At 36.4% G+C, this 14787-nt stretch carries 14 protein-coding genes; 1 reads left to right on the top strand and 13 read right to left on the bottom strand.

Features of this window, described 5'->3' with window-relative positions; translation table 11 throughout:
- Window positions 1–47 precede the first annotated feature (47 nt).
- Window positions 48–1436: a protoporphyrinogen oxidase gene (locus NST77_RS22420; protein WP_341123585.1), complete on the bottom strand. Its 1389-nt coding sequence runs from the start codon at window positions 1434–1436 to the stop codon at window positions 48–50.
- 296 nt (window positions 1437–1732) lie between these two features.
- Between NST77_RS22420 and NST77_RS22415 the strand changes: the two genes are divergently transcribed.
- The gene (locus tag NST77_RS22415) at window positions 1733–2155 is read left to right on the top strand and encodes an Rrf2 family transcriptional regulator (RefSeq protein ID WP_095331131.1); all 423 of its coding nucleotides are present in this window, start codon (window positions 1733–1735) and stop codon (window positions 2153–2155) included.
- Between the two features lie 41 nt (window positions 2156–2196).
- On the opposite strand, the gene tuaH is transcribed toward NST77_RS22415, so the two are convergent.
- The 12 genes from tuaH to menA form a co-directional block, all read right to left on the bottom strand.
- On the bottom strand, window positions 2197–3363 hold the full coding sequence (gene tuaH, locus NST77_RS22410; protein ID WP_341123584.1) for a teichuronic acid biosynthesis protein TuaH: 1167 nt from the start codon (window positions 3361–3363) through the stop codon (window positions 2197–2199).
- A gap of 20 nt (window positions 3364–3383) precedes the next feature.
- Entirely contained in the window at window positions 3384–4133 is a 750-nt protein-coding gene (gene tuaG, locus NST77_RS22405; protein ID WP_095331135.1) for a teichuronic acid biosynthesis protein TuaG, read from the bottom strand.
- Between the two features lie 16 nt (window positions 4134–4149).
- A complete protein-coding gene (locus NST77_RS22400; protein WP_095331137.1) occupies window positions 4150–4815 on the bottom strand; it encodes a hypothetical protein in 666 nt (221 codons plus the stop codon).
- A 29-nt stretch (window positions 4816–4844) separates the two neighbouring features.
- Entirely contained in the window at window positions 4845–6284 is a 1440-nt protein-coding gene (locus NST77_RS22395) for an O-antigen ligase family protein (protein ID WP_123258762.1), read from the bottom strand.
- A gap of 30 nt (window positions 6285–6314) precedes the next feature.
- Window positions 6315–7244 (bottom strand): NAD-dependent epimerase/dehydratase family protein, encoded by a 930-nt coding sequence (locus NST77_RS22390; RefSeq protein ID WP_095331141.1) that lies wholly within the window; start codon window positions 7242–7244, stop codon window positions 6315–6317.
- On the bottom strand, window positions 7244–8470 hold the full coding sequence (tuaC, locus tag NST77_RS22385) for a teichuronic acid biosynthesis protein TuaC (protein ID WP_095331143.1): 1227 nt from the start codon (window positions 8468–8470) through the stop codon (window positions 7244–7246). Before tuaC ends, NST77_RS22390 begins: the two co-directional genes overlap by 1 nt.
- A 39-nt stretch (window positions 8471–8509) precedes the next feature.
- Window positions 8510–9952, bottom strand: a complete 1443-nt coding sequence (gene tuaB, locus NST77_RS22380; RefSeq protein ID WP_095331145.1) for a teichuronic acid biosynthesis protein TuaB — start codon at window positions 9950–9952, stop codon at window positions 8510–8512.
- Window positions 9953–10612 carry a sugar transferase gene (locus NST77_RS22375; RefSeq protein WP_095331147.1) on the bottom strand — a complete coding sequence of 220 codons (660 nt, stop codon included), beginning with the start codon at window positions 10610–10612 and terminating at the stop codon, window positions 9953–9955.
- Window positions 10613–11342: 730 nt separating this feature from the next.
- The gene (locus NST77_RS22370) at window positions 11343–12137 is read right to left on the bottom strand and encodes an energy-coupling factor transporter transmembrane component T family protein (RefSeq protein ID WP_095331149.1); all 795 of its coding nucleotides are present in this window, start codon (window positions 12135–12137) and stop codon (window positions 11343–11345) included.
- A complete protein-coding gene (locus NST77_RS22365; protein WP_095331205.1) occupies window positions 12134–12991 on the bottom strand; it encodes an energy-coupling factor transporter ATPase in 858 nt (285 codons plus the stop codon). The genes NST77_RS22370 and NST77_RS22365 overlap by 4 nt, the downstream gene beginning before the upstream one ends.
- Complete coding sequence (locus tag NST77_RS22360; protein ID WP_341123582.1) at window positions 12976–13779, bottom strand: energy-coupling factor transporter ATPase; 804 nt, start codon at window positions 13777–13779, stop codon at window positions 12976–12978. Before NST77_RS22360 ends, NST77_RS22365 begins: the two co-directional genes overlap by 16 nt.
- Window positions 13780–13829: 50 nt before the next feature.
- On the bottom strand, window positions 13830–14771 hold the full coding sequence (menA, locus tag NST77_RS22355) for a 1,4-dihydroxy-2-naphthoate polyprenyltransferase (protein WP_341123581.1): 942 nt from the start codon (window positions 14769–14771) through the stop codon (window positions 13830–13832).
- Between the last annotated feature and the right edge of the window lie 16 nt (window positions 14772–14787).

Below are 14787 nucleotides of genomic sequence, written 5' to 3'. Positions count from 1 at the left end.
CATTTCACAAAAAAACAGAGCCTTCCTACTATGGCTCTGCACTTTTCTTATTCTATGGAATGCAAAATTTTCTTAGCTGTTTCTTCCCCATTCGCTATACATGCTGCAATTCCTACTCCATAGTAGGAACAACCAGCTAGATGCACATTAGGGTATAAAAGAGCTAAGTCTTGGCTAAGTTGTTCTACTGCTTGCTTATGTTCTAATGAGTAAACAGGCATCGCATTAGTCCATTTTGTCACTTCATAACTTTTAGGTTTTGAAGTAATTCCAAGACTTCTCTCTATATCCTTTCTAGCCTCTTGGATTAGTTCCTCTTCTGTAAGGCTATTTAGCCGTTCATAGGCTGGATTTGTTTTTTTATAGAATAGACGCAATAATAGCTGATCATTCTTCGATGTATGCTTCCACTTTCTACTTGTCCACGTACAAGCATTACAAACAATATCACTATCCCCTGCGACTATAAAGCCTGTTCCATCTTTAGGCAGTTCATCATCGGAAATATCATAGGACAAATATAAGGTGATATTGGACGAATTTTTCAACTTGCTAAAGACAGGATTTAATTCATCCTTCCTTAAAATATGCTGTGTTACATTGTGGGGAGTAGATAAGACAACCATGTCTGCCATTTCTTCTTCCCCATTGGATAATTGAACTTTATATTGGTCTGCTTCCTTATTTATTCGTGTAACAGCTATTCCCTTTCTAATGGATACATCTTCTAATACCTTCTCCAGTCGATCTATAATTGTAGATAACCCATCTTTAAAAGAAATAAATTTCTTATTCGCAGCAGATTGAAACGATTCTTTATTCTTCCCTAACCCACGGATGATGCTTCCATACTGCTCCTTATATTCGAGCAGATAAGGTAGGGTGGAACCCATTGTTAACGAATAAATATTTCCAGAGTAAACGCCCGCAAGAACTGGTGCAATCTGCTTTTCTACGATTTCCTTTCCCAGATAATACTCTAAAAATTCACCAATGGAGGATTCTCTCGTAAAGCTTGACTTAGTACGAAAAAGATCCTTTAAAGCCTCTAGCTTTCCTCGAGTGGAAAGGAGTTCACTTGTAAAAAGAGCTTCTAATGTCATCGGAATACCGAAAATAGAATCCTTGGGAATTTCTAATAATTTGTTTTGTGTATGAATATAAGATGTCCCTGTTGCGTTATAAACAATTTCTTCTTCTAAATTAAGTTCCTTAACAAAGGGAAGAACATTTTTATTGCGGGCAACAATGGAATCTGCTCCTGTTTCCATAAGCAGATCATTTTTTGTAACCGTATGGATTTTCCCGCCTAGGTAGTCATTTGCCTCCACTAAAACTAGTCGAAGTCCTAATTGTCTTTCTCTATTTTCCTTTTGCAAATAATACATGGCAGATAATCCTGTTATCCCACCACCTACAACTAAAACCGTTTTCACTTTCTTCCACCTCTTTTAGCAAAATTCCCTCTTCTAAATACCTTCTTATTAATAGCTTTTTTTATTATAAAGCATCATGACCACTTTCTTTCTCATCATCATCGCTTTTTTTGTGTCTATTTGTTCACAATTTAATTGCAAATTAGCTGATTATGCCCTTATATTCCATTGTATAATAATAGTAGCCACGTAATGTAAGCGCTTCTCTTCGGATTCGCTATCAATTTTATCAACGCAACAATTATAACGTATTCCTAATGAATGACAAAAAATTTGATTGGTGGTGTCTATCTATTATGGCTAACAGCCGGCTATCTGTTGCTATTCATATCCTATCTTTAATTGCCTCGAAACCATACGAACAAATAACCTCTGATTCTATTGCAGAAAGTGTGAATACAAATCCTGTAGTGATAAGAAGAATGTGCGGACTTTTAAAAAGAGGAGGAATGCTAACGAGCAGAGCAGGCATTTCTGGGGCATCCTTATTAAAATCTCCTGCTGATATTACTCTTTTAGACATTTATTTAGCCGTTCAACCAAAAAGTGAATGGTTCGCAATACATGATCATCCAAATCACCGTTGCCCGATAGGAAGCAAAATTCATCCAACCTTAAACAGGACTTTTTCTACCATCCAACTAACAATGGAAAAGGAATTAGAACATATTACACTACAAGATATAATGGATGAAATGGAAATATACAGTAAAATTTAACCTGAATAAGAACGACAAAGAAACTAGCCATCAGGTATCCCTCATATGCTAGTTTCTTTGTCGACTTGGATCATCTCTTGGAAGATATTCTCCCAATCTTTTAACATGGCAAGTTGCTTTCTTCTGCTCTGCCACACTTGGCTACCAGCATTTTCTGCCATCTTTTCACAGGCATGAATAAATTGATTCACTTCTGGCTCCCCTAGCAAAAGTTCATAAACGCCTTCTTCTACATATCCTTTTGTTGAAGGCAAGTTCATCCCTATCACTGGTTTTCCAGCAGCAAGAAATTCAAAAAGCTTTAATGGAAAAATAGCCTTATTATATGGAGTATCCTTATATGGCATAATCCCTATATCAAGCATATGCATATAAGCTGGAACCTGATTTCTCGATACACTTCCCATCCATTGAATATTGGGTTCCTTCAATAATTTCATAAATTCCGGGCTGTTATTCGTTCCATCTGGACCAACTAATAAAATGGTCCAATCCCTTCTCATTTGTGCAATTTGCTGGATTAATCCAAAATCAAGCTTTGGTTTAATCCCACCAATGTACCCAATCGTCAGCCCTTCTTTTTCTATAACTGGCTCCTTATTCTTCCGTTCCTGAAAAAGCTCGTATTCTACTCCATTTTCATACGTAAAAATCTTATCTCGATAAGCTGGTGTTCTACTTATTATTTCCTCCGCTAAAAAGCTTGAAGTACAAGTAATATAACTTGCCTTTTCAACAATTGTTTGTTCACTTTGATAGATGATCTTTTGCTTTAAATAAGAAAGGAAAGAAAATTTCCCGCTCAATTGTTCTGCCCATAAATCACTGCAATCATAAACGATTTGATCCCAGGAATATATCTTATGCAAAGTCGGAAAGGCAGGATAGGTATACCATAAATTCACCAAATAATCCCCTTTTTTTTCCGCTAAATAATTACTTAAAATTCGGAGCTCCTTTTGGTAGAAAAAGGGGATAAATCGAGCGAATCGTTGTACTTTATAATTTCCCAAATCACTGATTATCCACTGGTAAATACCATTTTCTAATCTCGTTACTTCTGGTGTCTGTTTTTCCCCTGGACATAACCAGATTACTTCCTCTGTTTCCTGCTGCTTTTGCAGAAATTCTGCAAATCGATGTCTTCGATAAGTTAAATTGTCTAAATTCCAAACGCCAGTTGCAACGATAACGTGGATTGTTCTCATTTTCTATGCTCCTCTACCTTCTACAGTCTCTTCCGAATAGCATTATAAGCATAATGAGAAAAATACCAGGATGACTGCAAGAAATTCAACTGCTCTATTTGACGATAAACATGCCAATTATTTTTTGCTGCTTTCCATTTATTTTTAGAAATTGAATCATTTCCTACCCTGTATTCTGCTAATATTTCGTTTAAGCCAAATGCACGGAAACCTCGCTTCAAAATCATTAACCAAGTTGCTAGATCCTGCCGAGTACGGATGTTGGGCATTTGAAAATTCCCTACTTGGTCACGATCAATTAGAACAGTAAGACAACCAACAATTGTATTTTTTAGCATGGTTTGATAATCCACTTGCTCAGGAACTCGAATATATTTATTTATCTGCTCTCCTTTTTGATCAATACACTCATAAGCAGTAAAGGTGAAAGCATACTGATTTTCCTTCATATAAGCTAATTGAACTTCCAGCTTTTCTTGTTTCCATCGATCATCACTGTCTAAAAAGGCAATATATTTTCCTCGTGCATGCTCGAGCGCCATATTGCGAGCAACAGCCGCTCCACCATTAACCGTTCTGTAAAAAACTCGAATTCGCTCTTCTACTTTTTCCCATTCCTTTAATACCTCAACTGTGCCGTCTGTGGAATGGTCATCAACAATGAGCAGTTCCCAATCTGTGTATGTTTGTTCCCTAACAGACTGGATGCTAAAAGATATATACTCTTTACAATTATAGGAAGGCATGATAATGGATACAGATGGAGCCATCTTCCACTCACCTCTTTTAGTCAGATTCAGATTTTAAGAACACCGGATAAATAATCCATAAACAACTGAGCATGATGCCGATCATAACACCCATTAGCGCTCGATCTCGAGGAGAGATTACACGATTATCCCCACTTACTGCTGCGACATCCTTAACTAGCATTGCTGGCTGCATATTGACTTGTTTTGTTTTTAGTTCATATAGAAATCGTTGTTGATCAACAGCTGATTCTGCTTGAACAGTTATTTCTTGAAGCTGATCAATGCTTTCTGAGATAATTTCTTCTTTTTCTTGATAATACTGTTGATCCATTTCCAGAAAGGCAGTTACTAATTCTGATAAGGAATCTACGGCTTCTTGTTCACTTGGACCAGTAAGTGTAAAGCTGATCTTTTTAGGGGTATCCGCAGAAATAAGAAGCTGTTCCTTCTCTATATCGACACCGGATAAATAGTGTACAAAAGTCGTTTCATTTCTTAATAAGGATGCAATTACTTCACTATTATTTAAGTACTCATTTTCATAATTCCCTAGTAAAATAGTGGCCTCTGCTTTAACTGCTCCCTTTTCTTTCCCAGCTGGGGCAAACCATCCTATTGCTCCTAAAAGGGCACTAAGCAATAATAAAGGAATAAAATATTTTTTCCATCTAGTGGCTATAATTGATAAAACAGACTTCACAAACGAACTCTCCCTTTCTGCTGTGAAAGTTAAGATTCTAGCTTTTTATTTTTATAAACAGACAGTGTACATAAAATAAACCCAAGAAACACCCAATGAAAATATAAGTTCATCACCGAACTGGGGCTAATACTCGAAATAATGAATGATACCATTCCGATCATACACGCCTCTAACAACATTTTATCTGTCCCGCTTTCCGTCTTTTCGTACGCTCGATAGAATGATATAAATGCATAAATCAATATCATTAAGTAGCCAAGCAAAATCATTAAGCCAAAGTTTCCGGCGATTTCGGCATACCAATTATGTACTTGGTAGACATTTCCTGTTGGAAAATAACTCTTATACTCCAGATAATAAGGAATATTTCCTGCTCCAATTCCAAATCCATAAGAATCGAGCAAATAAGAAAACGTATTTCTTAAAAGATTGATTCTCGCTAAGTTTGATGGTAACACTTCATTAAGCTCATATTGTCCGGATAACTCTATAAGACTCTGAATTTTACTAAATCCTCTGTTAGCAAATATTATTCCTCCTAGTAACCCTACTCCAAGACTAATTCGCAATATTAGTTTCTTCCACCACTTCGGAATGATCAGGAATATATACACTAATCCGCCTCCTGCAAGCGCCAGTAATCCAGCACGTGATTCTGTTAAATAGATAAGCAGGAAAACTAAGATGCTTAAAATAAACATAGATCCCTTCATCATTGTTCTCTTAGTATTTTTTACAACAGCTAAAAACAAGAAAAAAGAAATGCCTAAATAGACAGCAAAATCATTTTGGTTGTAAAAAACGGCTGTCGGATACGACAGTTTATAACTGGAAGCACCATATAATCCGGAACTTGGTAATTGAATAGAAAAGATATAATTCACAAATCCTATTCCTACTAATAAAATGGTCATTCCAATCCATCCTGCCAAAAAGTACTGGAGCTGTTGCCGAGTTTTAAATGTTACATTCGCTAAATAGACAAATGCTATTCCCATAACCAATAAAGACATGTATTTAAGGGAAGCAATAATAGAAATGGACCAAAGAATAGAAATGGTTCCATAAAGAATCCATCCACCAAAGAACAACCAAATAAACGGTAGTCCACTGCGGTTAAAGTCGTGTACCATCCTTTTTTTGTACAAAGCAGTGCCTATATATAGAATGATTGCCAATAATAGCAATATTCTGTATAAAAAAACGGTAAAAGCACCAACATTCACACTCAGGATGGACTGATTAAGAAAGGTGGAAAGCAATAAGACATACATGACATTTTGAAATAATTGATCAAGTGTTATGATTGATTTCAAATATATTCCCACTTGAATCGCAATCCATATACATACGATGGGAAGTATCCAAGTTAATTGATATATCGTTGTCCAATATAAAACGGTAAGACAACCGATACCTAATACGCTGAACCCTATTGTTTTGCTTACTGTACGGTTATTTCCCAACTTCTACAATCCTTCCTCCCTACCTTTTGATTACTTTTGTAAAACTTGTTTGGATGAGAATAGCGTTTCTCTTAATCCATATTCTAAATTGGTTTGTGGCTTCCATTTCAGCTTTTGTATTGTCTGTTCATTGCATAAAATACTATGGAGAATATCGCCTTCTCTTTCTGCTTTATAAATCGGTTTTAATGATACCTCACTTATATCAGCTATATTTTCCCAAAGTTGATTTATCGAGATTCGATTATTGGCTGAAATATTCAAGCAAAGATTTTCATCCTGCTTTAATGCATGTAAATTTGCGCTGGCAACGTCTTTTACATAAATGAAATCTCTTGTTTGTTCTCCAGATCCGTATATGACTGGCGCCTTATTTTCGAAAACACGATCAGCAAAAATAGAGATAACCCCGCCTTCTCCTTTACCATCCTGCTTTGGTCCATAGACATTGCTATATCTTAAAATCCCATAGGAGAGTCCATATAATTTAGAAGCTAACTTCAAATATTTTTCAACCGTCAATTTCGTTAACCCATAAGGCGATTCTGGCAAAGTTGGATGTTCTGTCGTAACAGGGAGCTCGACTGGATTCCCGTATACAGCTGCAGAAGAGGCAAATAATATTTTCTGTACAGAAGCGCGAATAGCTGCTTTAATGACATGCAATGATCCTTTTACATTTACATTCTCATCATGTAATATGTCATGAACGGATTCTGCCACACTTACTTGGGCTGCTTGATGAATAATATAATCAGGTTTTAAGTCGACAATATAATCAATCACACGAGAATCCGTTATATCAAACGGGCATATTTTAATTGGTAAATCCTTAATATTCTCAAATTTCCCAGTAGAGAAATTATCGATAACTATTACTTCATATCCCTCATCTAACAAACTCTCGACAATATGTGAACCAATAAAGCCTGCTCCACCAGTAACAAGAACCTTGGTCATTACGCTTCCTCCCAAAAGTGATTTAATTGATTAGTAGATTCAATTGACTTACTTGCCAATTCTTGGTAATTTCTAAGTAGTTTTTTAGCATTATCAATTGCAGAATAGTTATCAAGAACACGCTGATATAATTGTTCTGCAGCTTTGTCAAACAAGGCTGCATCAGCTGCTTGCTCTTTCACTCTTGTTACAATCTCTTGTACCGACCGAGGCTGAATCAGCAAATCGGCGTACTCTCCAAATAAATCTGGTATCCCGCCGACACTTGTGCAAATGATCGGTATTTTTAAAGCCATTGCCTCTATAACAACTGTCGGCAATCCTTCCGAATAGGATGGTAAAATAAAAATATCGCATGCTGATAAATAATCGCTTACCTTCTCATTAGGAATTGGTCCTGCTAAGAATAATCGTTTATTATACGTTTTTTCCTTTTGCAGCCTTTCTTTTCCTTGGCCGGCTCCCACATAAACCACTACATAGTCTTCCGGAAGATAAGCTAATGCCTCCGCTAATTCAAAAATCCCCTTTTCTTTCACAAGACGCCCTACAAACAAAATGATTTTTTTATTGACAGGCAATGCTAATTCCTTTCTAGAGCTTTCTTTCAAAGCAGCTGCCTGATTTAATGTAAATTTCGATAAATCAATTCCGAGCGGTAACGGCAAACACTTTCTCCCAGTCTTCATCTCAGCTGCAGCAGCCAGATGTTCTCCTACGGCAATAACTTCATCTGCGGACTTCACTGTTTTTTGAAAAATACGCTCCGCACTTCGACTAAATGATGGATAAATATGTACATCACTTCCATGTAATGTGAGCAGCCAAGGCTTTTTATATTTAGAGGCAACGATTCTTGCTGCCCCTCCCGAAGGCATAGCAAAGTGTGCATGGATCAAGTCAGCCTCTATGTTCTCTTTCTTCCAGGTTTTAAGAATACACGCTGCGATACGTTTATCTGGCTGAAACCAGCGAAGTTGACCAGGTGTCGCTCTATACACAGGCCTATATATGTTTACACCATGCCTTTTCTCTAAATATGGATAGTGCTTTTTACGATATTTTTTCTTCCATATTCTAAAGAAAGAAGCATTTAATGGAACTGGATTAATAACTGTTATCTCCACTCCTAAAGAAGATAATGCTCTTACCTGTGTTTCATGAAACACCCCGCTTCCAGGGTTATCTGCACTAGGGTATACACTTGTTATCCACAATACTTTCATGATACACATCCTATCGTTCGGCTTATTGACTTATTCCTTTTATTGATATTCTTCTCGAAATGCTACATGTTTTAATGCATGTAGCATTAGCAAATAAATAATCCCGCTTATCAACACAGACCATACAAGTGCCCAAACCAAATTATTATGAATAGAAGTCATTTGCGTTTTTAACAATAACGCAATCCCACTGCTGACCACCGCAAGAATCAATGGCAGCAGTAATGCTTTTACATAACTTTTTAGCTGAAGCCCTATCATTCTAGTTAATAGGATTCTCCCACCGATAAAATTAAGAATGCTTACACCTACATATGTCCATGCTACTATTTCCAGCTGATTACTCCGAACTGCTGCTAATAATGCTAACCCGTAACAAACTAACACTCCTAAGTCCCAATAAAAAGCAATGTCTGCTTTTCCCTTTGCTAATATAATGCTCCCATTGGGATTCATAAGGACCCTTAGAATTCCTACTATAATCATAATTTCTAAAATAGGAACAGCCGCCATCCATTGCTCTCCAAAGAAGAGTGGGATTACTAAATCTGCAACAGCATAGAGCCCTAATAGCAATGGAAACGACACAATTGCTAATAATTTGGTCATATATAAATAACCACTCTCTAATGCCCGATTATTATTTTTATCTTTCGCAAACACTGGAAAAGCAACTCTCGTTATAATAGGATTTAACTTAAGAACGGGAATGGTGATAATTTGATAGACTAGGTTATAAATCCCTAATGCCTCCATGCCCATAAATCTTCCAATCAACAACATATCCATATTGCTTCCCAATCGATTTACGAGCCGTGATAAAAGCTGATACACACCAAAAGAGAAAAATTCTTTACAATCTTTAATATCTAGCACAAAGCTTGGTCTCCACTTTGGAGAGTAACAAATATAAAAAAGAATTCCTTTCAAGGCATAAAGGCAAACCTGTGACCATACATAAGCATTAATTGGATTTTGCTTTATAAATAGGAGCAGTCCAATTAAGAGACTAAAGCTAAAAACATTTGAGAACGTTTCGATCTTTCCTAATGTCTTAAACGATAAGTCTCGCTGCATTAAGTACTGTGACTGCTGTCCTATAGGAGCAATCAAAAATACAATTGATAGTAATCTGACCTTTCCCTCTAACTCTTTTGTTTGAAAATAGTCTGCAATCATCGGACTTGCTGCCTGCATAAGGAAACAAATAAATATTCCTAAAAGAACATTTATCCAAAAAAGGGTAGACAACTGCCTGTCTGTTGCATGATGTTTTTGGATGACTGCAGCACCTAAGCCTAATTCAACAAAAATTTGTGCAAAGATGGTGATTGTCGTCAGCATGCCAATCATACCGAATTCCTTTGCACTCATGATATTTCCCAGTACAATAAACTGCCCAATCTGTAAGAGAGTAATAACAATCGTCGATATACTGGTCCATTTTGCTCCACTATTGATTTTGCCTTTTATGGAGTCCAATTACCTTGCACCCTCTCCTGTGAGCACTACTTTTATCGTCTTTACTAAAATTTTCATTTCCAAAGAAAATGTTACATTATTAATATATTGAAGATCGTACTTTAGCTTTTCTCTTGGTGTGATGTCATACCCTCCATTGACCTGTGCAAGTCCTGTTAATCCTGGTTTTACAAGCAGCCTATTCGAAAAACCATCAATTTCCTTGCTAAATTGTTCCGTAAAAGAAGGTCTTTCCGGTCGTGGTCCGATAATAGACATATCACCTTTTAAAACAGAAAATAATTGTGGTAACTCATCAATTCTTGTTTTTCTTATAAATGAGCCAATTTTTGTAATTCTCGGATCATTGACCTCTGCCCATTTTTCCCCGTCTTTCTCCGCATCCATTCTCATCGATCGCAATTTAATTAAGCGAAAGCATTTGCCATTCTTGCCAACCCTTTGTTGGACATAAAAGGGAGAACCTGGTGAATCTATGCGGATGAGAATAGCAAATAGAAGAATCAACGGGAGAGTTATAACAATACCTATACTTGCTATAAAGAGATCCATCATTCTCTTAAAAATTTGATAAAAGGAAACTTTTTTAGAAGATTTAAGGTTATTTGCTTGTACAATTGATATCTCTTTTAAAATATGGATACTCCTGTTAGCCTGCATGTTTTTTCACCTCAAAGTTTTATCTATCTGAGCTATCAGATTTAGTATAGGGTTCCAATGTTAATAAATCATTGAATCTATTTTAAGGAATAGTAAAGGATTGTAAATTTCCGATTGATGTTGACATAAAATGGAGCATGCTAAGCTGATTTGGATTACTCTTTTTATCAAACGAAGCGGGGAACACAGAGGTGGGGAGCGTAAGTATTCAATCAAATATAACCCCGAACAAATTATACATTTACATTAAAAAATTCGTATAATTGTTCGGGGCTTTTATTTATTTTAAGAAGGAAGGTATATGAAAATAACCAAAAAGGAATAAATTAACAGAAAAGAACTCTCTGTGCCCAAAAGGAAGAGGAGCAGAGAAAAAAGGTAACAGAAGTCATCTCATGCTACATCCAACATATAAATTTATTGAAGCTCCCATAGGAGTCTGGAAATGCAGTTTAACTATGTACAATTTGGATATTTCCCCAAAACCAACTTTATATGGAGAGGCGGGCATGATAGCCTAGTGAAGAGGAGCAGCTATTGATAACGTTGGCTTCCCGGCTCATTAATGCCCGCAGATTCTCCATATAAAGTTATGACGTTCCTTGAAAAATCAATTTTTGTACATTAGGCGCATAGAGTGTCTGTAGCACAATGGAACGAATTGGTTTCACCACTAAATTAGAGATTATTCGTCTATATTTTGTTCCAGCCACTTTCTTTTCCTGATTTATTATCTGCTTAATAAAACCGTAATTACTCCAATGAAACATACACTACATAAACACCATGTATCTTGTTTCTTCCAATATACTCTCCGAAATGCCGAGCGTTTTATTCCCGCACGGTATCCTTTAACATCCATCATATTAGCCATGTCCTCGGCTCTATTCAGAGAACTCACAAATAAAGGAAGAAAAATTGGGACTAAAGTTTTCATCTGCTGAAATAACGAGCCTTGGCCAAACTCCGTCCCTCTTGCCTTTTGAGCATCCATCACTTTTTGTGTTTCATCTAATAAATTGGGAATGAATCGCAAAGAAATAGATAACATAATGCTAATATCATCTACAGGTACCTTAATAAAACGCAATGGAGATAGCATTTTATTTATTCCATCTGTCAAATCGATTGGTTTTGTAGTTAATGTTAAGACAGTAGATAAAAATACAATAAGAACAAAACGACTAAAGATAAAGATTCCATTTATTAATCCATACTCTGAAATAGTAATTGGCCCCCATGCTATATATACATTACTGCCAGAAGTAAATAGTACCTGCAGTATTACAGTAAATAGAATGAGCCATATCATTGGTTTGACTCCTCGTACATAGGTACGGAAAGGGACTTGTGATAAGTGCATAATGAAAAGGGTAATCATCCATAAAAATAAGTAGGCCATCCAATTATCTGCTATAAATAGCATAGCTATAAGTAAAAGGACAGAAATCATTTTTGCCCGAGCATCCAACTGATGGAGCCAGGATTCTCCCGGAAAGTATCTTCCTAATATTAATTTATTCATACTAACCCCACCGAAACTAAAGCATCTGCTAATTCATCCAGCGTTAAGCAAACCCTTGGTAATTTTATTCCTGTTTCTTGTTCAATTTTCATTTGATAATACCGAGCCTGTGGCATTTCCAGCCCCCAACTTTCCAATAAAGCTGGATCTGAAAAAATCATTTTTGTTTTGTCCGATTTGATAATTTTTCCTTGATCCATTAAAATAACTTGGTCTGCGAATAAAGCCACATCCTCCATATCGTGTGTAACGAGAATAGTTGTTAAAGATGCTTGTTTATGCCAAGTAGCTAGAAGAGACATTATTTCCTTTTTCCCCTGCGGATCCAACCCCGCCCCAGGTTCATCTAAGACAAGTACAGATGGCTCCATTGCTAATATTCCTGCAATCGCCACTCGCCTTTTTTGTCCTCCCGATAAAGCAAAGGGGGATTTTGATAAAATAGACGGCTCTAAGCCCACTAGCTCAATTACCTGTGCAGCCTTTTCTTGCGCTTCTTCCAACGATACGCCAAAGTTAAGCGGACCAAAACAAATGTCCTTTTCCACTGTTTCCGCAAATAATTGGGACTCTGGAAATTGGAACACCATCCCCACTTGCTTTCGAATCTTACGGATATTCTCTTTTTGGATAGGTGATTCTATCATTGTCTCTCCTATACGAACGCTTCCTTTTGTTGGAAGAAGTAAGCCGTTCAATATCTTTAATAGACTTGATTTTCCTGCACCAGTTCTTCCGATGAGTGCTGTAAAAGTACCTGATTCAATAGTAAGATTGATGGAGTTTAATACATTGGGTTTACGGATCGGTCCAATTTGATAATTAGCAGATACATCTTTTAATTCGATTTGCATATCCATCGCACCATTTCTTCTTCTGTCATATATTTATCTGGAACCTTACTCCCTCTATTTTTCAAAGATTCTCTGAGTTTCTCTGAAAATGGTTTTTCTAAGGTAGAATCTGTATAAAACAACTGAGAGGGACTTTCAATTTTTGTTATTCTCCCTTGTTCCATGACCATTACTCTATCAGCCTGTGCAGCTTCTTCCATGTCATGCGTAATGGATAGGATTGTCATTCCCTTATTTTTTAATTTGCGTATAATTGCCATTAATTCCTTGCGACTTCTTGGATCTAACATAACAAAGGCCTCATCCAATATAAGTACCTTGGGCTCTAATGCCAGCATTCCTGCAATTGCGACCCTTTGTTTTTGTCCACCTGATAATTGAGAAGGATCCACCATGCGAAAGCCGAGCATATCTACATCTGTTAGTGCTTGATCCACTCTTTCATGCATTTCTTCATAAGACATATTTATATTTTCCAGCCCGAAAGCCACATCATCTTCTACAGTTGTTCCAATGAATTGATTTTCTGGATTTTGAAAAACAATGCCAATCCCCTGAGCACCTTGCCCTTTCTTTTGACTAACTCCATTTATCTTAATTTTCCCTTCATCGGGTTGAAGCAAGCCAACAAGTAAATGAGCTAAGGTGGATTTCCCACTTCCATTATGACCAATTAGCGCTGTCCATTCCCCCTCACTTAATAGAAAGGAAACATTTTCCACATGACTCTTATCACGCTTTTTATCATACCGAAAGCTTAATTCCTCCACTTCCAAAACGGTTTGCAAAACGAATACCCCCTCCATAGAAAAGCTTAGAACGCTAACAATATATTTATTTAACTAATAATAAAAAACATAGCTAAAGATAATACTAGACATCCATTCACAATAATTAGATTTTTCACTGCTAAACTAAATGTTTTAGATTTAACTTGGATTTGGTTAAAAATCCGAATATGCTTATAAACTGGTAAAATAGCAATTAAGCTAATTAACGCAATAACTGGTAGTAAGTGAAAAAACACAGAGATTAATATAGCCATAAAGGATCCCGCATAAAGGCCATTATACAGCCATAGGGAGTATTTCTTTCCTAAATAAAATGGTAAAGTGAAACGATGATTTTTTATATCGTCTTCTACATCACAAATATTGTTTGCCAGCATAAGATTCGCGATCGTAAACATACAAGGTAAAGATACAATGATAATTTCGATTATTTTTATTATGTTTACTTGCAGCAAAATCACGTCTTGTTCCCATACTAAGGAAGCAATCCCATAATCAAACGCATTGACATAGACCGTAAGAAAAACGATCCCAAATCCCATTGTTACACCGGAAAAAACTTCTCCTAAAGGCATTCTTGATAAAGGAATTGGTCCAAAGGTATAGAGGATGCCAATGCAAAAGCAGATAAATCCAATCAAAAGCACCAATAATCCTGTTTCAGCAGTAAGCCAAATACCTAGCCCCGTTGCTGTAAAAAAAAGGGTGAATATGGTTGCGATAACGGTGCTTTCCTTTATCCCCTCTTGTCCTATTACGTTTTTTTCCTTCCTATATTCATCACTATTTGCCTTTCGATAATCCATATAATTATTAATCGCCGTTGTTGTTAAATCAAAGATTAACATAGAGGCAAAGAATATTAGTGTATTTTTCCAATGGAGTGCTTCATACCGATATAATACGAATAATATGCCAATAAAAAATGGGAAGACACTAGCGATTTTTGTTTGTATTTCAACTAACTTTAAAAATGAACGAATCGACATTCCAAATGACCTCCCT

The sequence above is a fragment of the Niallia sp. FSL W8-0177 genome (genome assembly GCF_038006285.1).
Taxonomy (GTDB): Bacteria; Bacillota; Bacilli; order Bacillales; family Cytobacillaceae; genus Niallia; species Niallia circulans_A.
Note: the sequence above shows the minus strand (reverse complement) of the source record. Positions and strands in the feature narration are given on the sequence as shown.